Annotated in this window: 19 protein-coding genes and 1 pseudogene; 6 read left to right on the forward strand and 14 right to left on the reverse strand. The window is 62.1% G+C overall.

Annotated elements, in window-relative coordinates; all coding sequences use genetic code 11:
- Positions 1 to 87 precede the first annotated feature (87 nt).
- The 3 genes from KHO23_RS16565 to KHO23_RS16575 all read left to right on the forward strand — a co-directional run bounded on the left by KHO23_RS16565 (position 88) and on the right by KHO23_RS16575 (position 2,786).
- Positions 88 to 1,497: a cache domain-containing protein gene (locus tag KHO23_RS16565; RefSeq protein WP_211612302.1), complete on the forward strand. Its 1,410-nt coding sequence runs from the start codon at positions 88 to 90 to the stop codon at positions 1,495 to 1,497.
- A 2-nt stretch (positions 1,498 to 1,499) separates the two neighbouring features.
- Positions 1,500 to 2,147: a response regulator gene (locus KHO23_RS16570; RefSeq protein ID WP_211612303.1), complete on the forward strand. Its 648-nt coding sequence runs from the start codon at positions 1,500 to 1,502 to the stop codon at positions 2,145 to 2,147.
- A gap of 96 nt (positions 2,148 to 2,243) precedes the next feature.
- On the forward strand, positions 2,244 to 2,786 hold the full coding sequence (locus KHO23_RS16575; RefSeq protein WP_211612304.1) for a hypothetical protein: 543 nt from the start codon (positions 2,244 to 2,246) through the stop codon (positions 2,784 to 2,786).
- Between the two features lie 31 nt (positions 2,787 to 2,817).
- Here the strand turns inward: KHO23_RS16575 and KHO23_RS16580 are convergent, their stop codons facing one another.
- The 10 genes and pseudogenes from KHO23_RS16580 to KHO23_RS16625 form a co-directional block, all read right to left on the reverse strand.
- Positions 2,818 to 4,056, reverse strand: coding sequence for an HlyD family secretion protein (locus KHO23_RS16580; protein WP_211612305.1), 1,239 nt, complete (start codon positions 4,054 to 4,056; stop codon positions 2,818 to 2,820).
- Positions 4,057 to 5,589: an efflux transporter outer membrane subunit gene (locus tag KHO23_RS16585; protein WP_328821980.1), complete on the reverse strand. Its 1,533-nt coding sequence runs from the start codon at positions 5,587 to 5,589 to the stop codon at positions 4,057 to 4,059.
- Between the two features lie 143 nt (positions 5,590 to 5,732).
- A pseudogene (locus KHO23_RS16590) lies at positions 5,733 to 6,629 on the reverse strand (glycosyltransferase family 2 protein); the annotation flags it as partial.
- 10 nt (positions 6,630 to 6,639) lie between these two features.
- Positions 6,640 to 8,253: a DHA2 family efflux MFS transporter permease subunit gene (locus KHO23_RS16595; protein WP_211612308.1), complete on the reverse strand. Its 1,614-nt coding sequence runs from the start codon at positions 8,251 to 8,253 to the stop codon at positions 6,640 to 6,642.
- Positions 8,250 to 9,596: a glycosyltransferase gene (locus KHO23_RS16600; protein ID WP_211612309.1), complete on the reverse strand. Its 1,347-nt coding sequence runs from the start codon at positions 9,594 to 9,596 to the stop codon at positions 8,250 to 8,252. The genes KHO23_RS16595 and KHO23_RS16600 overlap by 4 nt, the downstream gene beginning before the upstream one ends.
- Positions 9,597 to 9,605: 9 nt before the next feature.
- Positions 9,606 to 10,175 (reverse strand): methyltransferase family protein, encoded by a 570-nt coding sequence (locus KHO23_RS16605; protein WP_211612310.1) that lies wholly within the window; start codon positions 10,173 to 10,175, stop codon positions 9,606 to 9,608.
- A complete protein-coding gene (locus KHO23_RS16610; RefSeq protein WP_211612311.1) occupies positions 10,172 to 11,143 on the reverse strand; it encodes an alpha/beta fold hydrolase in 972 nt (323 codons plus the stop codon). Before KHO23_RS16610 ends, KHO23_RS16605 begins: the two co-directional genes overlap by 4 nt.
- A 664-nt stretch (positions 11,144 to 11,807) precedes the next feature.
- Positions 11,808 to 12,293, reverse strand: coding sequence for a hypothetical protein (locus KHO23_RS16615; RefSeq protein WP_211612312.1), 486 nt, complete (start codon positions 12,291 to 12,293; stop codon positions 11,808 to 11,810).
- Positions 12,294 to 12,315: 22 nt separating this feature from the next.
- A complete protein-coding gene (locus KHO23_RS16620; RefSeq protein ID WP_211612313.1) occupies positions 12,316 to 13,110 on the reverse strand; it encodes an H-NS family nucleoid-associated regulatory protein in 795 nt (264 codons plus the stop codon).
- A 180-nt stretch (positions 13,111 to 13,290) separates the two neighbouring features.
- Entirely contained in the window at positions 13,291 to 13,629 is a 339-nt protein-coding gene (locus KHO23_RS16625; RefSeq protein ID WP_211612314.1) for a hypothetical protein, read from the reverse strand.
- 260 nt (positions 13,630 to 13,889) lie between these two features.
- On the opposite strand from KHO23_RS16625, the gene KHO23_RS16630 reads away from it, so the two are divergent.
- Both KHO23_RS16630 and KHO23_RS16635 read left to right on the forward strand, forming a co-directional pair.
- A complete protein-coding gene (locus KHO23_RS16630; protein WP_211612315.1) occupies positions 13,890 to 14,198 on the forward strand; it encodes a hypothetical protein in 309 nt (102 codons plus the stop codon).
- Positions 14,199 to 14,251: 53 nt separating this feature from the next.
- On the forward strand, positions 14,252 to 14,488 hold the full coding sequence (locus KHO23_RS16635; protein WP_211612316.1) for a hypothetical protein: 237 nt from the start codon (positions 14,252 to 14,254) through the stop codon (positions 14,486 to 14,488).
- Positions 14,489 to 14,498: 10 nt separating this feature from the next.
- Here the strand turns inward: KHO23_RS16635 and KHO23_RS16640 are convergent, their stop codons facing one another.
- A complete protein-coding gene (locus KHO23_RS16640) occupies positions 14,499 to 15,572 on the reverse strand; it encodes a DUF6765 family protein (RefSeq protein WP_211612317.1) in 1,074 nt (357 codons plus the stop codon).
- A gap of 439 nt (positions 15,573 to 16,011) precedes the next feature.
- Here KHO23_RS16640 and KHO23_RS16645 point away from each other — a divergent pair, with 439 nt between their 5' ends.
- Positions 16,012 to 16,242, forward strand: a complete 231-nt coding sequence (locus tag KHO23_RS16645) for a DUF2964 family protein (protein ID WP_211612318.1) — start codon at positions 16,012 to 16,014, stop codon at positions 16,240 to 16,242.
- Between the two features lie 147 nt (positions 16,243 to 16,389).
- Here the strand turns inward: KHO23_RS16645 and KHO23_RS16650 are convergent, their stop codons facing one another.
- The 3 genes from KHO23_RS16650 to KHO23_RS35425 form a co-directional block, all read right to left on the reverse strand.
- Positions 16,390 to 16,737: an FKBP-type peptidyl-prolyl cis-trans isomerase gene (locus KHO23_RS16650; protein WP_236066890.1), complete on the reverse strand. Its 348-nt coding sequence runs from the start codon at positions 16,735 to 16,737 to the stop codon at positions 16,390 to 16,392.
- Positions 16,738 to 17,028: 291 nt separating this feature from the next.
- Complete coding sequence (locus tag KHO23_RS16655; RefSeq protein ID WP_211612320.1) at positions 17,029 to 17,886, reverse strand: carbon-nitrogen hydrolase family protein; 858 nt, start codon at positions 17,884 to 17,886, stop codon at positions 17,029 to 17,031.
- Positions 17,887 to 18,284: 398 nt separating this feature from the next.
- Positions 18,285 to 19,628, reverse strand: coding sequence for a hypothetical protein (locus KHO23_RS35425; protein ID WP_268963896.1), 1,344 nt, complete (start codon positions 19,626 to 19,628; stop codon positions 18,285 to 18,287).
- Positions 19,629 to 20,253: the final 625 nt, after the last annotated feature.

A 20,253-nucleotide genomic window follows, 5' to 3' on the forward strand; every position in this document is an offset into this window, starting at 1 on the left:
ATTCGCCTTCGTGAGCGTCCTCACAAGCGCGCAACTACGTAAGCCAGCTACGTAATACTACGTAGCTCGTCGGCCGTCCTTCCTACGATGAAACTCAAAGCAAAGATTGTCCTGCTGGCGATAGTGCCCTTTCTGGCGGCCATCGCCAGCATCGAAATCGGCGTACGCCAGGAAGCCACGGCGCTCGCCGAAACGCAGCACGCGACCACCCAGGCCGCGTACATGGCCAGCAAGGAAATCGAACTCAAGCACTACGTCGAGCTCGCGACCACGGCGATCGCGCCGCTTTACGACGCCGGCCGCGACAACGCGCGCGACGACGCGATGCTGCGCACACGCGCGCTCGACATCCTGGAGAAGATGGACTTCGGCAAGGACGGCTACTTCTTTGTCTATGACATGCATGGCCGTTCGCTGATGCATCCGCGCGAGCCCGACCTCGTTGGACGCGATCTTTGGGCGCTGCGCGATCCGCAAGGCACGCCGACGATCCAGCAACTGCTCGCCGCGGCCTCGAGTGGCGGCGGTTATGTGCGTTACGTGTGGCATCGTCCGTCGACGGGTAAGCTCGCGTCCAAACTCGGCTACGTGGTGCCGCTCGAACGCTGGGGCTGGATGATCGGCACCGGCATTTATCTCGACGATGTCGACGCCACGCTCGCGCACATCGATCAGCGCGCGGCGGCCAACATCGATCGCACGATGCAGTGGATCGATGCCATCGCGCTCGCCGGACTCGCCGTGATCGCATTGTGCGCGCTGGTGCTCAACGTCACCGAATACCGCAGTGCCGATGCAAAACTGAAGCGGCTCGCGCAGCAGGTGGTCGACTCGCAGGAAAACGAACGGGCACGCCTGTCGCGCGAATTGCACGACGGCATCAGCCAGATGATGGTCTCCGTCAAGCTGCTGCTCGAATCGGCGTTGGCGCGCTTCGAACGCAGCGACGTGCGCGAGCCCGCAGCAGAAGCCGCACTATCGACCAGCGTCGCGCGCATTGGCGATACCTTGCGTGAAGTGCGCCGCATTTCTCATGCACTGCGTCCGTCCATGCTCGATGACCTCGGCGTAGCGGCCGCGCTGGAACAGCTCACGCGCGAGTTGAGCGAGGAGTCCGGTATCCAGATCGGTTTCACGCAGATCGCCCACACCCATGCAGCGTCTTTGCCGGAAGCCGTGAACACGGTGCTGTTCCGTATCGCCCAGGAAGCGCTGACGAATATCGTGCGGCACGCACACGCATCCAGCGCGGCGCTATCGCTCGAGATATCGAACGACGCCGTCACGCTGACGATTTCCGACAACGGGCGCGGTTTCGACGTGCCGCACGCACTCGTCAGTCCGCGCGCGGGCGTGGGTCTGCGCAATATGCGCGAGCGGCTCGACGCATTGGGCGGCAAGCTGTCGCTCAGCTCGCAACCCGGTCATACGATCGTGACCGCGCGCGTGCCGGTGGCGACGTCCGCGCCTCGATCGCCCGCCTTGCAGGAAATCTGACCATGAACGACATGTCACTTGCCACCGCACGTTTGATCCTGATCGACGACCACCCGCTGGTCCGCGACGGTTTGCGTGCCCGGCTCGAAGCCGTGCGCAACATCGAAATCGTCGGCGAAGCGGGCAATGCGCAGGAAGCGCTCGCGCTCGCCGCCAGTCAGGAGCCGCATCTGGTGCTGATGGACGTCGGCATGAACGGGATGAACGGCATCGCACTGGCCGGCATGTTTCACGAGCGCTTTCCGGCGATTCGCGTGCTGATGCTCTCCATGCACGACAACCTCGAGTACGTCACGCAGGCGGTGCGTGCAGGGGCCAGCGGCTACGTGCTCAAGGACTCGCCCGCCACCGAAATCATTCATGCCATCGGCGCGGTACTGGAAGGCAAGACGTTTTTCAGCGCGGGACTGGGCGCGCGATTGATTCAGGCATCGGCAACCCAATCGCCCATCGAACGGCTCACCCCGCGCGAGCGCGATATTCTCGAGGCACTCGCGGAAGGACTTTCGAGCAAGCAGATCGCTCAACGCAATGACCTGTCAGTGCGCACGGTGGAAACGCATCGGCTGAATCTGAAGCGCAAGCTCGATATCGAAGGTCAGGCCGAGTTGATCAAGTTCGCCGTCGAAAATCGGCGTAAGAGCCGGTGAGGTCCCGCGCCGCCGTTGCATAATCTCCACTAGCTAGTCGAGAATCAAAACCGTCGATCCGTCTTTCCCACGCTCAACATCCCGGAGCCCAAGACGATGAAACGCCTGATCCAACCGCACCTGGCAAGTCTGCTGATCTGCATGGTCACGGCGCATGCCCATGCCGAAGCGCCGCGCATCAACCACGGCCACGACCCGTTCTTTCAGATATCCAAAGCAATCAGCGAATGCCCGGTGCCCTTAGGCCCGCTCGAAACCGAGCAGGAATGGCTCGACGACAGCCATTACCGGATCGAGCGCGGCAATAGCTGCTGGGTGGAAGGCCGTTGCCGTCTGTCGAACGCGTATCTCTACGACGCGGAAATCGCCGACGCCGTCCAACGGCGGCTCGCCAATATCAACTACGCCACGCACTGGCGCGAACAGTCGACGCTATGGCTCACGTTGCAACGCCGCTTTATTTACGTGCAAGGCTGCGTCGCACCCGGATTCGACAAGAAGACGTTCCTCGCCGAGCTTGCGAAAACCGCGGACGTCGATCGCGTAATCGACGACACCACAATCAACCCGCATGCAGCGTCGCTACCCTATAAAACGCTTGCAGACCCGGACAAACCCGTGACCGATCCGGGCAACTAGCCACGCTATCTGAGTGGCGCAGCACGCTAACCTACTGAGCGGCACCACCGCGATCGCTGTTGTCCCGAATGATTTGCGCGATCAGTGCATCGGCGTCGCGCGAGACGTTATCGTGGACGCGGGTGCTTTGCGTGGCCGCCGCCGTATCGTTGCCGATCAGATGGCCGCTACGAACATGCGTATCCACCGACACTTGCATCGAGAGGCCAAGCCGCAGCGGATGCGCCGCGAGTTCGGCCGGGTCGAGCGAGATCACGATGGGCACGCGCTGCACAACCTTGATCCAGTTGCCGGCCGCGTTCTGCGAGGGCAGCATCGAAAACGCACTGCCCGTGCCGGCCGAAAAGCCTTCCACACGTCCCCGATACACGACTTGCGAGCCGTACACATCCGACACGATCCGCACCGGCTGCCCCACGCGCATGCTGCGGATCTGGCCTTCCTTGAAGTTCGCCTCGACCCACAGGCGCTCCAGCGGAATGATCGACATGAGGGCGAGCCCCGGCCCGACCTGCTGGCCGATCTGCACCGAACGCTGTCCGACCGTGCCGTCGATAGGAGAGACGACGGTGGTGCGCTGCAGATTCCGATAAGCGAGCCGCAATTGCGCGGCGGCTTGCAGAACCGACGGACTGGCTTCGACCGGAAATTTTCCGCCGAGCGCGCGGGCGGCGTCGAGCTGCACTTGCGCCGAAGCGAGGTTCGCTTGCGCCACGGCCACGGCTTCGCGGGCGCGCGCCAACTCCTCCGGCGACACGACCTCCACCGACGCATGATCGCGCGCCGCCAACGCGCGTTGCGCCAAGGCGAGTTCGGCGCGGCGCGCATCGATCGACTGCACGTAGAGCTGGCGCGAGATCGTCGCGTTCGCCACCTGTCGCACGGCGAGCGTCAGTTGCGCTTTAGCCTGCGCGAACGCGGCCGCCGCTTCGGCGTCGTCGAGTTTGACAAGCGGCTGACCCGCACGCACCTGCCGGGTGTTGTCCACCAGAATATCGGTGACCGTGCCGGGTATCTGTGCGGCGATCTGCACAATGTTGCCCGCCACGTAGGCATCGTCGGTCTCTTCGTAGAAGCGCGCGCTCAAACCCCAATACGTCAGCCACGCCACGCCGGCGAGCGCCACCACGCCGAAGAAAGCGGCAAAACGGCGCCGCCGCGCCGCCCGCTTCGCACTGTGCGCGTCGCTCGCTATGCCTGTCGGGTCTGCCGGGGTTGCCTGCCCCTGGGTCCAGCCGGCTGCATGCTGTGCCTGTTTATCGTTGTGCATTCAGTCGAAGTGCGTATCCGTGATGCGTGCGTGAGAGGAAAAGGTCGGCTGATAGTGAGAGATCGGCGCGCCGGCCATCTTGCGTACGTCGAAGCCGCCACCGAGCGCGCCGACCAGCGAGACCTGCAGCATTCGGCGGCGGCCCTGCAAATCGACCTGCTGCGCGCGTTCGTCGAGCAACGACAGGTCGGCGAGCGTCACGTCCTTCTGCATGCCGATCCCGCGACGATGCCGCTCCTCGGCGATGGCGACGATGCGCGAGGCCGCGTCCACCGCGCGAGTCTGTTCGGCCGCGAGCGTATCGACCGTACGCAGGGAAGTTAGCTGGCGCGCGACCTCGCCGAGCGCCTCGTCGACGGTCTTGTTGTAGAGGCCTATCGCGGCATCGACATTGGCGTAATCGCCGCCGAGTTGCGCGTGCAACCGGGTCCGGTCGAAGATCGGCAAGGAGATCGCCGGCCCCACCGAACCGGTCAACGCCGCACGTGAAAACAGCGCGGCGGGCGTCAATGCGGTCAACCCGGCAAAGGCCACCAGGTTCACGTCGGGATAGAACTGCGCGCGCGTGGCGTCGATGTTGGCGAGCGCGGCTTCGGCCCGCAAACGCGCCGCCACGATGTCGGGCCGGCGGCCCAGCAGGTCGACCGGCAGTTGCGCGGGCATCGGTGCGTCGGCCGCCGCAGCCAGTTGCGGACGATGCAGCGACAAACCCCGCTCCGCGCCGCGCCCCGTCAGCACGCCGATCTGCAGTTCGGTCAGTTTGACGCGCTCGTCGTTGAGCGCCTGCTGTGAAGCGAGCCGGCTTCGCTTGAGCGCGGCATCGGCTGAGTCGTACGCGTTATCGATGCCGCGCGCACCACGCTCGCGCAACACCGTATCGACGCTATCCGCAGCCTGTTGCTTTTGCAGCAGAATGTCCTGCATCGCAAAGGCGCGGTCGAGCTCGCAGTAAAGCGTCACGAGCGCGACCGTCAACGTGAGCCGCGCCTGTTCGGCATCGATTCGCGCCGCATCGCGCGTAGAGAGCAGGCTGCCCGTCAGCGCGGCATTCTTGCCCCACAGGTCGAGCTGGTAGCTCAACCCGGCGAACACCGCGGCCGGGGAGACTGTCGGATCGTTGAACAACTGCACGGGAATCTGCTGACCACCGACGGATACATTGGCCACGTCGTTCGGCTGCGGCAAACGGGCCTTGCTCACCGTCGCGCCCGCCGTGCCGGTGAGGCCGGTGAGCGAAGCAAACTGTTCGAGTTGCGCCTGCGCAGTACCCACCCTCGCCCTGGCGATCTGCAGGTCGGGATTGTTCTGCAACGCCTCGGTGGCCAGTTCATCCAGTTGCGGATCGCGATAGCGTTTCACCCAATCGGGCGCGGGCCATGCGCCGTTAGCGCCTGGCCCGATGGTCTGCGCGAGCGCGTCGGCGGATGGTTTGAGTGGCTTGACGTTCGTGTGCAGCCCCGAATCGCTCACGCAACCCGTCAGCGCCGCAGCAATCAGCAGCAAGGGCCAGGCGCGTAGCACGGGAAATCGCATAGGCCGCCTCATGAGTGCCAGGTACGAGGCATTGCGCGTTCTCCAGCCACTGGCGTATTTATATCGCCAGGCATCGCTGAATCAGCCGCATTAGCCGCATATTGCGCATTGGCGGTTCTGGTTACTTTGGCTGCGAGTCGTGGGCGCGTGCGTTCGAGCGGCCCCATTCGTCCGAAGAACCCATCGAACAGACCCAGCGCAATCGCTCTGAGCTTCGCCAGTTTGCCTTTTTCCAGCAGCACGATCTGCACGACTTGCCAGAGCGTCAGCACGTTCGGCACAATTGCCACCGGCAACCGCAGCCCATATTGCAGCGCCAGTTGCATCGCGTTCCGCGCGCTGTAGTAGCGGCGAAAACCGGGGTGATTCATCGTCGTCAATTCCAAAGGGCCCAGTTTGTGACGGCGCCGCGAGCCGATCCGATGCAGGAGTACGAGCGAGGGCACGACATACACGGGCACATTGCGCAGCAGCGCGCGCAAGCAGTACTCGGTATCGACGTGGTCGATAAACAGTGTTTCGTCGAAGCGGCCGAGCCGCGCGAACGCTTCGCGCGAAATGACACAGCCGGAGGAAATCAGAAAAGCGCAGCGCTGCAGCGCAGCGTCAGCGTGGATGGACAGTCGTTCGACCGCGAGGCCGCTTGTCGCGAGTTCGGGCAGGAAGCGTTGGTCGTTTTCATCGAAGATCCGCGGACCGGCCAGAAACGCCCGGCCGCTCATCGACGCGCACCGCTCACGCATCACGGCGAAGTAGTCAGCCGGCGCCTCGGAATCCTGGTCGAACAGCGCGACCGCATCCACCTCCGAGTCGAACAGGGCGCTCAAGCCGCAATTGAAAGCGCCGGCAATGCCATTGCGATTACCGTGATGCAGCAGCGTAACCCCCGCCTCACCCAGCCTCATCGCGGCGCGCGCATCCGGCAACGGCGAGTTGTCGACCACCAGCAGGCGATCACACTCCGCGCGCATCGCCACCGCGCGTGCGAGCTGCTCCTCGGTTGGATGAAACAGAATGATCAATGCGCCCAGGATCGTCATTGGATGCTCCTCAGTGACCTAAAGCCATCGCCGCGCCGCGCTTCGGGCGAGTGAGCCACATCATCGCGGCGAGCACGAGGCAGGTGATGCTTGCCATGTAGAACATGTCGCCGGTCGCCATCATGTAAGCCTGTTGCTGCACGATGTGATGCAAGGTGGTGAGTTCGCGTGCGCCGTCGATACCCATGCCATGCAGACTTTGAACGAAGCGCTGCGTATTGCCGGACGATTTCGTCACCGCTTGCGCGACAACATCGTAGTGATACAGCGCGCGGTTATCCCATAGCGTCACACTCATTGCCGTGCCGAACGCCGCCGATAGCGTGCGCAAGAAATTCGACAGGCTGGAGGCCGCGGCGAGCTTGTCGTCGGACACGCGCGAGAGCGTCGCCGCGGTCAACGGAATGAAGAAGCACGGCAAGCCGATGCCCTGGATCAGACCCGGCGTGATGATCTGCGTGAAAGTCATGGTCAGCGTGAAATGCGCGTCCCACCACAGCACGGCCGCAAACACGAGGAAGCCGAAAGTCGCGAGCACGCGCGCGTCGAAACGGGCGGCATAAATGCCGACCAGAATCGAAAACACCAGCGCAAGCACGCCGAGCGGTGCGGTAGCGAGCCCGGCCTGGTACGCGGTGTAGCCCATCACGGCCTGTAGCCAGAGCGGAAAAATCACGCCAACCACCGAAAAGCTCATCATGCCAAGCGAAATGATCAGCACACAAAACGAAAACGTGCGATCGCGGAACAGGCTCAGATCGATCACGGGATGCTTTTCACCCGCCTCCCAGATCAACAGCGACACGATCGCCAGCCCGGCGACGATTGCCAGCGTCAGGATCAACGGTGAATCGAACCAGCCGCGATCGTGACCGAGATCCAGCACCGTCTGCAGCGAGCCGACGCCGACCACCAGCAGAAGAATGCCGGGCAGATCGATCGGCGCCGCTTTGGCTGCAGTTGCGTCCGGGCGCAGCAGCGTCATGCATACCGCGAACGAGAAGATGCCGATCGGCAGATTGATCAGGAAGATCCACGGCCACGAAAAATTGTCGATGATCCAGCCGCCGACCACCGGGCCGAAAATCGGCGCGAGCAGGACTGTCATCGCCCACAGTGCAAGCGCCACCACGCGCTTATCAGGCGGAAAGGTACGCAGCAGGATAGTCTGGGAGAGCGGCACCATCGGCCCGGAAAAGAGCCCCTGCAATGCGCGGCATACCACCAGAAGGTGAAAGTCGCCGGCCACGCCGCATAGCAGCGAGGTCAACGTGAAGAGGATCACCGCGCCGAGGAATAGCCGCGTTTCGCCGAGCCGCCGCGATAGCCAGCCCGTCAAAGGCACGGCGATGGCCGCGGCCACGGAGTACGAGCTGATCACCCACGTGCCCTGACTGTTGGACACGCCGAGGCCGCCTGAAATAGACGGTACCGCGACATTGGTTACCGTCGAATCCAGGACTTCGATGAAAGTAGCCAGCGACAGTGCGAACGTCAGCAACGCGAGCTGCACGCCGCGCATGCGGGGGACGTTTCGCTCGCCGGCAGGATCCACGCCCGCGCCGACGCCATGCGCCGCGTCGGCCGACGCGGCGCGCTTCGGCAACGGCGTGGCGGTGCTCATGCGCTGTGCCCACTGCCTGCCAATGCCGGCAAAAACGTGCTTCCGACGGTTTGCGTGTGCACGCCAGTCCGCATGACACCTTCGATATAGCGTGCGGCTGCCGTGCAGCCGTCCGGCGACGCCCCGAGGCGGTCCTGGACGCGTCCACACTGCGTCGCGATCGACGGGCTGCCAAGTACGTGCCTCAATGCACGCGCGAGAGCGTGCGGTTGCAGCGGCCTGTCGAGCCGAACGCCGCAGCCGCTCATGACTACGCGCTGCGCGTTGTCGAACTGATCGTGCGCGAAGGGCGTCAACACTTGCGGAATGCCGGCGGCATACGCAAGCGCTGCCGTGCCGATGCCGCCGTGATGCACGAGCGCCCGGCAACGCGGCAGCAGCGTCTGCAGCGGCACGTAGCGCCGCTTGAGCAGCGCGCCCTGCGCGTCTGCGCGTCTATCCGCTGCGGAGGTCGAATCGATTCGTGGCGCATCTGGCGTCAAAAGAATGCCGCGCAGCCCGCCTTCCATCAGCGCCGCGCTCACGGCATTTTCATAGCGTTCCTGATCGATCAAGGTTGAGCCCGCGGTGAAAACCACCGGCCGCTCGCCTGCGGCGAGAAAAGCGTCGAGTTGCGGATCCGGCGCGGGCACGCTCGTGTCGTTGAACAGCGGAAAACCGCTGAGGCAGTGCGGCGTCGGCCAATCCGGCTGAGCCTGCGCGAACCACTCCGGAAAGAGGCACAGCACGCCATCGGTCGAATGCAGCCACTCGCCGAAAATGCGCCGCACCGGTGCGAGCGCCAGTTCCGCGCGCAACGCATTCAATGCGGGGCCGCAGACCTTGTCGAGCGCCTGTCGCTCGATCAGCCGCAGCAGCGCCGTTTTTACAGCCAGCGGCAAGCCGCGCGGAATCGTCAGCCGCGGGTGGGTCGGCGGCGCATGCGCGGAGAGCAGGGTCGACGGCGATACCTGCACCGACACGAACGGCACGCCGTACAACTCCTGCATCAACCGTGCGGCAAAAGCCCATAACGTGCCGACCAGCACGGTGTCGCTATCGGCCAACGCGGTCAACGCGGTCAGCGTGTCGAAATGCGTTCGCAGCGTCGGCGCAATCACCGCCCATAGCGTACGGAACGACGTGCGCGGATTCCACAGCGCCGGGTTCGCCATCGCCTCCTCATAGTCGGCGGCGGTGCCGATCGGCACGAATGCGAAGCCCTGGCGCGAGACAGACTCCTCGAACGGCGGATGCGTGCAGAAGACGATCTCGTGGCCGCGCGCAGCCAGCGCCGCGCCGATGCCGAGCAAAGGATGTACGTCACCCGCCGAGCCGATCGCAGTGATGATGACTTTCGTCATTCAGATAGCTCAGAAAAGACCTGGAATCAGCGCGGCGACGTCGCGACGATACTGCGAATAGGCGCGGCCGAAGTGACCGGTCAGCCAGCTCTCTTCGACCCGGACCTTGTACGCGAGCGACGCGAAAATCAGCAATAATCCGGCCACGCCACGCCATTGCGCGCCGATCATCACGCCCCCCAGGAGCGCCAGCAGGCAACCGGTATAGATCGGATGACGAACCAGTCCATAAGGCCCGCTGCGCACCAGCTCGTGCCCTTCCTTCAGCGTGACCGATACGCTCCAGTTGGTGCCCAGATGCAGCCGCGCCCAAACGGAAAACGCAAGGCCCGCCAGTAGCACAGCGAAGCCGGCGAGCTGCAGCGGCCCGAACGCATGCGGATCGATGGACAACGCCGCTGTGTTGAAGTCCGGCAGCACGATCAGCGCGCCCCCGCCAATCAGCGGAATCGACTGCAAGGTGCGCGATAGCGATGCCTCCTTGCGCGCAGTCTCCTTGACGCGGTTCGATGTCGCGACCCAATACAGCAGCCACAACGCCCACGGTACGACAATGGCGATGCTCTGAGCGATATTCACGGTAGTTCGACCTGTTGGAACGAGTGATCGGCGGTGGCCTGCAACGCAACGTTGGCAATGGCGGGTTGCTGCGGCGGCATGATGGGCGAGCGGGCGGCGAACGCGTCGAAGCAGTCGAGCGCACGGCCCGCCGCCTGCACTCGCGCGGCGCCGAAGTAATCGAAAATCGCCGTCCTGACCTGACGCAACGCGGGCCGGCCTTCGAGATCGAGGAAATGCCCGGCCTGCTCGACCGTGAGAAACTCGGCGCGCTTCAGATGCGCGCTGAGCGAGCGGACGTCCTCAGGCGTGGTGTAGTCGTCGAGTTCGCCGTTGAGAAATTTCAATCCGCAATCGATGTTGCGAAACTCGTGCAGATAGTCTTCCGGACGAATGGCCAGAATCTGGTCGACGTGAAAGGCCACCTGGTCCTGCTCATCGCGCGGCAGTGTCGAGAGGTAGCGGTAGTTGTAGAGCTTCATGATGCGCGGCAAATGCCGGCCAACGGTATCGTTGAGCAGTTGCGCGGCCTTCAGATTTTCGCCGGCGGCGATGTGGTCGCGTGCCGCTGTCACGTAGGCGGTCATCGCCTCGTTGAGCCGCGGCGAGAACGACGCAATCACCGCGCGCCGCACACTGGTGCGCGCCCGCGAGAGGGCAAGCAGCGACGCTACTCCGCCCCATGACACCGACAACAGGAAGCTCGGCTCGAATAAGCCTATTAGATGCAGCAGAATGTCGACTTCATCGTCTTTTGTGAGCACGAAGTCGCACACGTTATGCGCTTTCGATTGACCCGCATAAGGTAAATCGAAACAAATTGGGTTGTAGCGTTCGCCGAGGTATTTGATTGTCTGTCCGAACGACGCCGTGGTGGCCAGCGCGCCGTTGATCAGAATGACGCTCTCGAAGGCCGGATCGAATACGTGACGTTCAACGTAGACTTTCAGGCCCGCCGGTAGCGGAACAAGGAGTTTTTCGATGGGCATGGCGTATTCGCATGCACTTGCGCAACGCAAATGCGTACCGATACCGCGCCCGCTCTAGCGGACGCCTTGCGGCCGTACTACCGGGGATCAGGCCCATGCGACTTGCCTTTACGCCGGCAAGTCCGATCCGCGACGACCGCTGCTGCACCGAAAACATGTACCACTCGATGTGATACCTGCCAACGCTTTTTGGTGCGTGCCTGAACTCAGGCGCGCTTCAATCGAGCGTTCGATGCCTCGTAATATATTTATATGTAATTGGGAAAGCTTTGCTTCAATCTCTGCCGCACGCCATTCGTAGACGCCAGTCTGCCCTCACTGCGTGAAGACTTGATGTCAACATACGATGACGAAAAGGTTTTTAACATATTTCAAAAATAAAAACTAAAAAAGTCATTGAGCATACGTTCGAAATTGGCGAGGAAAATGTTATTGAAAGGAAACAGCATCGCGTTGCGCAGTCATTGCATCGCAGCCGCATATCCCGCAGCGGCGCAGGCCTCTCGACGTACTTCGTCCGCAAGACCGCAGTTGCTACGCTGAGTGCCGGGTGATCGACGAGGTGTGAATCGGATAGCCCGAAACGCTGCACAAGCGAGCGTTTGGGCGATAGGACAGGACTGGAAACAAGCAGCTACACCGCACAGCATCAACCACCGGCACGCTAACGAACCAGTGAGAACGCTTCCCGGCTGGCAATCTCACCCGCGCCGTACACGCCGACCACCGTATAGTCCGACGCCACGCATTCGAACGTGGAGCCCTGAAACGTGATGACAAAATGGCGCCGTGCAGGACCAGGCGAAGTGACGGCCGAAATCTCGGCGGCCAGCGACGAATTCATGACTTCATGAACCGAGTACCCACTGAGCCCTTGCGACGCAAGCGGATGGATCTCGAGATCGACATCGCCCGGCGGTCCCAGCCGATGAAACTCGGCGTCGGGAAACAGCACCGTGCAAAATGGATCGTCGTCGGAATCGAACGGTCCGAATCTTTCGAAGTCGGATTCAGCAATCGGATAAGCCAGGATTACCCGGCGATCGCTCGCGACAATGAACGGTTCGGCGGCGTCGGCTGCCGGATGAGGAACGGAGTCCAGCAGGACGACATGGTCTTCCTGCTGGGGTAAGTCGAGCGTACTAGTCATCTACTTCACGACTCCGTTGCGCTCACGCGCCGGCTTGCACCGTCGAGGTTTGCGGTGCTGCGGCAGCGCTTGTCGCGCCGGCTTTGCCTTTGCCACCCATCTTGCGACCCGGTGCTTTCTTTACCGCAGCGGTCTTCTTTGCGGCGGCTTTTTTCATAGCAGGCCTGCCGACGCTTTTCTTGGCCGTGGCCTTTTTAGTCGCCGCAGCGCCCTTCTTCGCAACCGTTTTCGACGCGACTGCTTTTTTCGCCGTTACTACTTTTTTGGCGGCGACCGCGCCGGTTGCCGCAGCGCTATCAATCAGAAACCTGCTTCGGTCTTTGACCGATGCGAGCCATGCCGGCGCCGGACCGCGTCCGCTCCAGGTAGCGCCGGTTTCCGGATTGAGGTACCTGGCCGGCTGTGCGCCTTTAGGCTGACCTTTTTTCCCGACTTTGGCGCGAGTGACCGATGCCTTCGACACGGATTTCAACTCACTAGCGCCTTCAATCAGAAATAGCGTCCGGTCTTTGACGGCCGCAATCCAGGCCGGTGCACGCCCGTGGCCGGTCCATGTCGCGCCGGTTTTACTGTCGCGGTACTTCGGAATCGACTTGCCTGCGGCGGCTTTTGCCTTGCCACTTGCAACACGTCCATTCAATGCATGCGCGGCGCGTTTCGCCTTTGCCTTGGCTTCGATATCTGCGGTAGTCAGACCGTGCTTGATCATCAATTCGCGAATCTGGTCGACCGCGGCTTGTGCTTTCCTGGCAATAAGGACGTCAGCTTGCGCCTGGAGCTTCTTAAGCTTTGCCTGGATTTGCTCTAACGTGGGCATTTGATTGCTCCTTATGTGGTAATCGATCGAACTATGCCATGAATAGCGCCAGAAAGGCAGATCTATGCGGCTATAAAGGCAACAGACCGGCACGGGAAACGCATCCCGTGGAGTACGAATCTTTCAAGTCCACTATCCGGCAGCCGCATTCTTTCGCTTTCCCAATTGCCGGCCGGCTACTTAAATCGGCGTAAAGACAACAACCTGGCGGTCGGCGATATACCTCACACTGCGCATGAAGCGGTATTGTTGATCGTCGGCGGTTATCCGGTTGAGTCCCAACTGCGTCAAAGCCAGCATCTCTTCGGCCTCAAACGCGGCCACTACGCCGTGATCCGTCAAATCCTCCAGCGCGCCGGACGGATCGCCCACGTAAACACTGCGCACCTGCGTACCGATCCGCATCAGAACCACGCTCGCGCCTTCGTCGAGTGCCAGCTCGAGATAGCCGGCAAGCGTTCGTAATGAATCCGGCGTGCAAGTCTGAGCCTGATAGATCGCAGCATTCGATTGCGTCATGTCCTTTCCCCGTCACCCACGTCGAGAGAAGCCGGCCGCTGTGCAATACGGCAATAACCGCTTCTACTATAGGCAAGCATTGGTAATTTCAAAGGGCGGTAGTTCTTTTTTTTGCCGGTAACCCCGCGTTACCAATCTCGCACCGCTGTTTCACCTGTGTCCGGACCCTCCTCCTACACTCCGAACCGTATTCAGCAGCAGAGCAATGGCAACCCGGTAGCAATTGGATGCATCGCACTGGATGTGCAAGGAGAAGGAAGATGAACAAGAAGATCATTGGCGCGGCATTTGGCCTGACAATTCTGGCGGTATCGTCTGTGGCATCGGCACACGTGAACGTAGCCGTCGGAATCGGTGTGCCGGTCGCCGTCTATACGCCGCCACCTCCCGTTTATGTTGCACAGCCGGTCGCCTACGGTCCGGCACCGGTCGCGGTTGCCTACGGCGGCTACGACGACTGGCGCGCGCGCGAGTGGCGCAAACGCCGCGAATGGCGTGAACATGAATGGCGCCGCGAGCAATGGCGCGAGCACGAATGGCATGAACGCGGCCGCTGGGGTGGCTATTGAATTGACGCGCGAAACCATCACTTTCGAAAGACGCAATAGCAAGGTACGTTCAGATGAACGCTAGATCTATCAAGGTTGCCCTCGCGGCAGTTGCACTGAGTTCGGCCGCAGCCGGCACGGCGAACGCGGCCGGTTGTATGAAAGGCGCGGTGGTGGGTGGAGTCGCCGGCCACTATGCCGGACACCACGCGGTAGTGGGCGCGGTGGGCGGCTGCCTGATGGGAAGACATCTGGCGAAGAAACAGGCGGAAGAACGGGTCGCGCAACGTCAGCCGATGAGGATGGAATAGACGGGACTGTTCACGCGATCCGCAATCCGCACGCCGGCAGAATCTCCTGCGTCGTCACGAAACGGTGCTCCTTGACGGCGTCGTGAAAGCACCGGTAATCGCTTTTCTCAAAGACTTCGCTCCAGCGGGGCCGGTCCCCGCTGTCGTCGTCGGACTGCAATCCGGTGGCTTTGTATTTCCAGGAGCCTGGCCCCTTGGGCACATAGTCCGGAATCGACTCCGACAAGCCTGGAATGGCGCCGGTTTTCACCGCTTCGCAAATGCTCTGCAGGCGCTTGTTGTCGTCCGGGTTTCGATTGGTGTCGAGAAGCGCTGTCAGCGCGGCTTTGACATCTTCCGGCAGACCGGGCTGGTTTTCAAAATCTTCCCGTCCTGCAACGTAAGCGCGCACCGCGCGGCAAGTCATCTCAGCCGCCTGCATGAACTCAGGCAGATTGTGCCTATTGACGCGCACGTTTCTGCCATCGACGTAATGCCATTTCGCCCACGGCTGATCGGGATAGTGCAAGGCGGCACCGTGACCGACGGGCAGTGCAAGCGTCAGCACATCTTCCTCAATATGCTCGACCAGATGCCGTGTGGCGCGCGTAAGGCGAGCAAGCCAGCCTTCCCGCGTGCAATCTTCCGCCTCCAGAAAATGAACGCGGTTCGTCGGACTTTCGATACCGGCGAAGCCCTGGTGGGCCCACGTGTCGACGTACGTGTGAAGCGTCACGCCCAGACGGTGCAACGCCGTGTCGGCGCCCCGCTGTCTGATCGCCCGGCGGACCACCTCGCGGGCAACGGCACTATCGGCCCGGCACACCGCCTTGTCTTCGAGGGTCTCCCCGACACCGGCGGGCAGAAAATGGAATGGTGCCCATACCAGCCGGTTCTGGTCGTTTTCCGTGTTGGTATAGTCGAATAGCTTGTGAGCGGTGGCGAAGCGCTCGAAAGTCTCACCGCCAGAAAACCGCAGTATTCCTGACGTGGTCGCGTCGTCGACGTACTGGCAGGCATGCGCCACGGTGAGTGCCTCGCCGGCCGACATCCCGCCGGTACGGGCGACGATGTAGACCACACCGTAGTGAAAGTCGATATTCATGGCAGGCGCTCCCGACGCGCAACGAATGAATGCCAGTGATTCCGGAATGCGCGAGGCGGCGGCTGCAGCGCGGCGCACGCGTAGAACGTAAACGACCGAGTGCAACAATACTTTAAAAAAGCGACTGCCGTTGTCGCGATCTTTACCGCCCTGTGTAATCGGTCGCGAAGCTGGCCCCACTGCCGATTACGCCGATCCTGTCTGGAAGTGAATCCGGCAGATCGATCCCCATAGCCGATCCGATATGGGTTGCGCCACCGAATAGCGCTGCGTCAACCAGACGCTGAAATTTTCCGGCTTATGGTTTGCACCTTCCGGCGGCTCATATATGCTTCGAATAATTGAAAAACCAGTCGCAATGCGAAACGACACGCTTTGTCGCATTGTCTCTAATTCGAGCCTTCGAGCCACTAACACGCTAGCGAATGAGGAACCTGCAATGAAACTCAGTGAATGGAGAGCGGGCGCAAGTCCGGAGCGGCGTAGCCTGATACGCAGCAAGATTCACGTCTGGCTGGCTACTATCGGCACGCTATCTTCTGTAGTGGGTATTGGCGTCGCCATCAACGGTGGCCTTGAATTCAATCGCACCAAAGTCTTTGTCGGCGTCGGCATTATCGTCGTTTCCACTATTGTGTACGTATCGATGCTTTTCGCGCCGTCCGAGTAAGACCAGAACCGCTCTTCCTTTACGATCGAATAGTCGTGAGGCTTGATCGAGGATGGGTTGCAGGGCACAAAAAGCAGTGCCCGTAAAAGAAAAAACCCCGCTTCCACCTCCGGAGCGGGGTTCATTCTCAGCGCACGTCGCGCCGCATTACTTGACAATACCAACAAGCTCGACTTCAAACGTCAGGTCGCTATTCGGCGGAATCGGTCCGACGGCGCGATCGCCATAGGCAGTGGCCGCCGGGCAAGTCAGCTTGGCCTTGCCGCCGACTTTCATTTTCTGCACACCTTGCGTCCAGCACGGAATCACGCGGTTCAGCGGAAAGGTTGCCGCGCCGCCATGCTTCGCCGAGCTATCGAACTCAGTGCCGTTAGCGAGCGTGCCACGGTAGTTGACCTTCACGACATCGTCAGCGGCCGGCTGCGCACCCGTGCCCTGCGTAAGATGTTCAACGACTACGCCGGACGGCAATTTTTCGATGGTGGAAGCGGCCATCGCCGTGGACGAAAGAACAGCCGCGGCGACCAAAGCAAGGATAGATTTCAAAGCGAGTCTCCAGGTGGGTAGTGCGCGTCATTGTAGCGGATGATATGTTCTGCTCTGCATGATTGCACGTGCGGACTTATTCGACGTCTTCGCTGAGTAACAGTAATCGTAACGGTATCGGTATCGGTCCGCTTCTCGCGATTTCGCATTGCGTCAGTTGCGCCACTTGCTGCTCCTCCCTCTTGAGCATGTAGCTGAGTCTATGCGCTTCTTCATCGCTCAGGCGGGTCGCGCAATCTGTTAATCCAGACGGCGCACCACGTAACGACCCGCTGTCTCGTCGCCGTGCGCCTTGAAGTCCGCCAGCACTGTCTCGCGTTCGCGGACGTCGGCCAGCACAGCCGGATCGAGTAGCGCGGTGATCACCTCCGCCCGTTCGCGGCTCGCTTCTTCCACCACGTCGCCATAGGGGCCCCAGATCGCGCTCGCACCGCACGTTTCCCATCCGCCTGTGGTGCCGACGTGATTCGACAACAGCACATACATGGTGTTGTCGAAAGCTCGCGCCGGAAACCAGATGCGTGACTGGTGATAGCCGGTCTTCAGGCTGAAGAGCGCGCTCACCAGATACGCGTGCGCACCGTTCATCGCAGCACTGCGCGCATGCTCCGGAAAGCCCGAGTCGTAACACACGCCGAGCGCGAGCCGCCATCCGCCGATCTCCAGCATGCAGCCTTGCGTGCCTGGCCGGTAGATCGCCGCCTCGCTGCTATAGAGGTGTTGTTTGTGATATCGCTCGATCCGCTCGCCGGAACGGCCGAACACCAGCGAAGAAATATGAAGACCATCTGCGTCACGCGTTGCCGCTCCGACGATCACGGCGATCTCGCGATGGCGGCAGACTTCCCGAATCGGCTCGAGCCGCGCGTCGTGATCTTCGAAGGCGTATTTTGCGGGATCGCCTGCAATCAGGCCGGGCTCGTAGCCACTCAGGAATTTCTCTGGAAAAACCACCAGTTTCGCGCCGCGGTCGGCGGCAACGCCGGCCAGTTCGACCGTTCTGGCAATGTTTGCCATGATGTCGCCGGAAACCGGTTGCGCTTGCGCTGCCGCAATTCGCAATGGCGTTTGCGGTAGCGCGGTCTGTTTGTTAATCAACGCGAACTCCGTTATGAATGGATCGTTGCGGTATGCCCGCTGGGGTTTGAGTTTGGCGTTTTAGTTGGCTAGCGAGACCTCGGCATTTAATCACAGATGGCACGCTGTCAGGCGGACGTCGATTGCGTTTCCGAGGATTGCGTTGAGCGGATGCTTGTTGAGTTTGAGAAGGCTGGTGGTTGAAGTGGTGCAGTGAGGGCCTTGGGTAGCAGTTGGCTTTTTGGGGTGGGGAGAGGTTGCCGTGAGTCATCCCATCGACAGGATGGCTTTTGGGTTCAAGGCGACACTGTCGATGGGATTTTTTGTGCACGCGATTGTCGCGTGTTGGTATTTCTGTTCTTCCTTTACGCGGAATTTGCGGGCGTGAAAGGAGACGGACTTTCGGCTGTCCGCTCGTTTCATGCCGGCCAGGACATCAGCGCGGGAAGCCGTTTGCCGGTTGCCGCGCGCTGAGGAACTCCCGCTGCATCAGTGGCCGTGGCCGCCGCCGTAACCGCCTCCCTGGCCGCCGCTGCCGTGGCCTTGGCCGCCGTGGCCTTGGCCGCTGCTGCCTTGGCCGCTGCTGCCTTGGCCGCTACTGCCGTGGCCGCCGTCGCCGTGGCCGCCATCGCCGTGACCACCAGCTCCATGACCGCCGTCACCGTGGCCGCCGTCGCCATGACCACCATCACCATGACCGCTGTCGCCATGGCCACCATCACCATGACCGCCAGCTCCATGACCGCCGTCGCCGTGGCCGCCGTCGCCATGACCGCCATCGCCGTGACCACCGTCGCCATGACCGCCGTCGCCGTGGCCACCGTCGCCGTGGCCACCGTCGCCGTGGCCACCGTCGCCATGACCGCTGTCGCCGTGACCGCCAGCTCCATGACCGCCGTCGCCATGACCGCCATCGCCGTGACCACCGTCGCCATGACCGCCATCGCCGTGACCGCCATCGCCGTGACCACCGTCGCCATGACCGCCATCGCCGTGACCACCGTTGCCATGACCGCCATCGCCGTGACCGCCGTCGCCATGACCGCCGTCGCCGTGGCCACCGTCGCCATGACCGCCGTCGCCGTGACCACCGTCGCCATGACCGCCGTCACCATGGCCGCCATCGCCGTGACCACCGTCGCCGTGACCGCCATCGCCGTGACCACCGTCCCCATGACCGCCATCGCCGTGACCACCATCACCATGGCCACCGTCGCCATGACCGCCATCGCCGTGACCACCGTCGCCATGACCGCCATCGCCGTGGCCACCGTCGCCATGACCGCCGTCGCCGTGACCACCGTCGCCGTGGCCACCGTCGCCATGACCGCCGTCGCCATGACCGCCGTCGCCGTGACCACCGTCGCCATGACCGCCATCGCCGTGACCACCGTCGCCGTGACCACCGTCGCCGTGACCACCGTCGCCATGACCACCGTCACCATTGCCGCCCGTTCCACCACCTCCTGTTCCACCGCCTCCTGTCCCACCGCCTCCTGTCCCACCACCTCCTGTCCCACCACCTCCTGTCCCACCACCTCCTGTTCCACCACCGCCCGTTCCACCACCTCCTGCCCCACCACCTCCTGTCCCACCACCTCCCGTTCCACCACCTCCTGTCCCACCACCTCCTGTTCCACCACCTCCTGTCCCACCACTTCCTGTCCCACCACCTCCTGTCCCACCACTTCCCGTTCCACCACTCCCTGTTCCACCACTTCCCGTCCCACCACTCCCACCGCTTCCACCACTACCAGACCCACCACTGCCCGTCCCACTCTTCCCCCCACCACCGCTCCCAGCCCCCGCACCCAGTCCCGCCGAGCCGGATGTCGAGCCGCCGCCGACTCCCGCCCCGGCCGACGAAGTTCCGCTGCCATTGCCGCTCTGCGAGCCCGAACCCGATGTCGACCCCAGACCTGCGGTCGCTGCCACTCCGGCTCCGCCGGATGCCCGCGATCCACCCGCTTCCTGCCTGCAGGCAAACGTGTCGGATAGCGAACAACCGATCGGCAATCCTTGCGCAACCAACAATTTCGTCGAATTGGCCAATGGCGCCGCGGGAGTCTCCGAACCCGATTGAGCACCCGCCATCGCCGCATAAAGACTCACAGCGACAGCCAATACCGCTTTGCCTGTCCCCAACGCCCGCGCGTCCCCGTTTTGCTTTTTCATTTCATTCTCCTAAACATACATCTCGAAATACAGATCCAGATAACGAGTGAATCTCTGTTCGCTGTTAAAAAATGAAACTTCAAAGCCCGGTCGACATTGCCGCGTGCGGCACGAAGAATGCGCGACGCGCGACATCTCTCCCGCGGACAGTCCCGGTCCGATTTGACGCGGTCCGGGATAAACAACTCGCCGTGCGCGAACAAAGCCTTGAAA

It is taken from the genome of Paraburkholderia haematera, assembly GCF_905220975.1.
GTDB classification, from domain to species: Bacteria; Pseudomonadota; Gammaproteobacteria; order Burkholderiales; family Burkholderiaceae; genus Paraburkholderia; species Paraburkholderia haematera.

Bases quoted from the DNA above. Each gene is read 5' to 3' on its own strand.
- KHO23_RS16625 (WP_211612314.1), bottom strand. From the start codon at position 13,629: ATGACGCAATCGAATGCTGCGATCTATCAGGCTCAGACTTGCACGCCG.
- KHO23_RS16565 (WP_211612302.1), top strand. From the start codon at position 88: ATGAAACTCAAAGCAAAGATTGTCCTGCTGGCGATAGTGCCCTTTCTG.
- KHO23_RS16645 (WP_211612318.1), top strand. From the start codon at position 16,012: ATGAAACTCAGTGAATGGAGAGCGGGCGCAAGTCCGGAGCGGCGTAGC.
- KHO23_RS16570 (WP_211612303.1), top strand. From the start codon at position 1,500: ATGAACGACATGTCACTTGCCACCGCACGTTTGATCCTGATCGACGAC.
- KHO23_RS16635 (WP_211612316.1), top strand. From the start codon at position 14,252: ATGAACGCTAGATCTATCAAGGTTGCCCTCGCGGCAGTTGCACTGAGT.
- KHO23_RS16575 (WP_211612304.1), top strand. From the start codon at position 2,244: ATGAAACGCCTGATCCAACCGCACCTGGCAAGTCTGCTGATCTGCATG.
- KHO23_RS16620 (WP_211612313.1), bottom strand. From the start codon at position 13,110: ATGCCCACGTTAGAGCAAATCCAGGCAAAGCTTAAGAAGCTCCAGGCG.
- KHO23_RS16650 (WP_236066890.1), bottom strand. From the start codon at position 16,737: ATGGCCGCTTCCACCATCGAAAAATTGCCGTCCGGCGTAGTCGTTGAA.
- KHO23_RS16610 (WP_211612311.1), bottom strand. From the start codon at position 11,143: ATGCCCATCGAAAAACTCCTTGTTCCGCTACCGGCGGGCCTGAAAGTC.
- KHO23_RS16600 (WP_211612309.1), bottom strand. From the start codon at position 9,596: ATGACGAAAGTCATCATCACTGCGATCGGCTCGGCGGGTGACGTACAT.
- KHO23_RS16585 (WP_328821980.1), bottom strand. From the start codon at position 5,589: ATGCGATTTCCCGTGCTACGCGCCTGGCCCTTGCTGCTGATTGCTGCG.
- KHO23_RS16615 (WP_211612312.1), bottom strand. From the start codon at position 12,293: ATGACTAGTACGCTCGACTTACCCCAGCAGGAAGACCATGTCGTCCTG.
- KHO23_RS16630 (WP_211612315.1), top strand. From the start codon at position 13,890: ATGAACAAGAAGATCATTGGCGCGGCATTTGGCCTGACAATTCTGGCG.
- KHO23_RS16595 (WP_211612308.1), bottom strand. From the start codon at position 8,253: ATGAGCACCGCCACGCCGTTGCCGAAGCGCGCCGCGTCGGCCGACGCG.
- KHO23_RS16640 (WP_211612317.1), bottom strand. From the start codon at position 15,572: ATGAATATCGACTTTCACTACGGTGTGGTCTACATCGTCGCCCGTACC.
- KHO23_RS16580 (WP_211612305.1), bottom strand. From the start codon at position 4,056: ATGCACAACGATAAACAGGCACAGCATGCAGCCGGCTGGACCCAGGGG.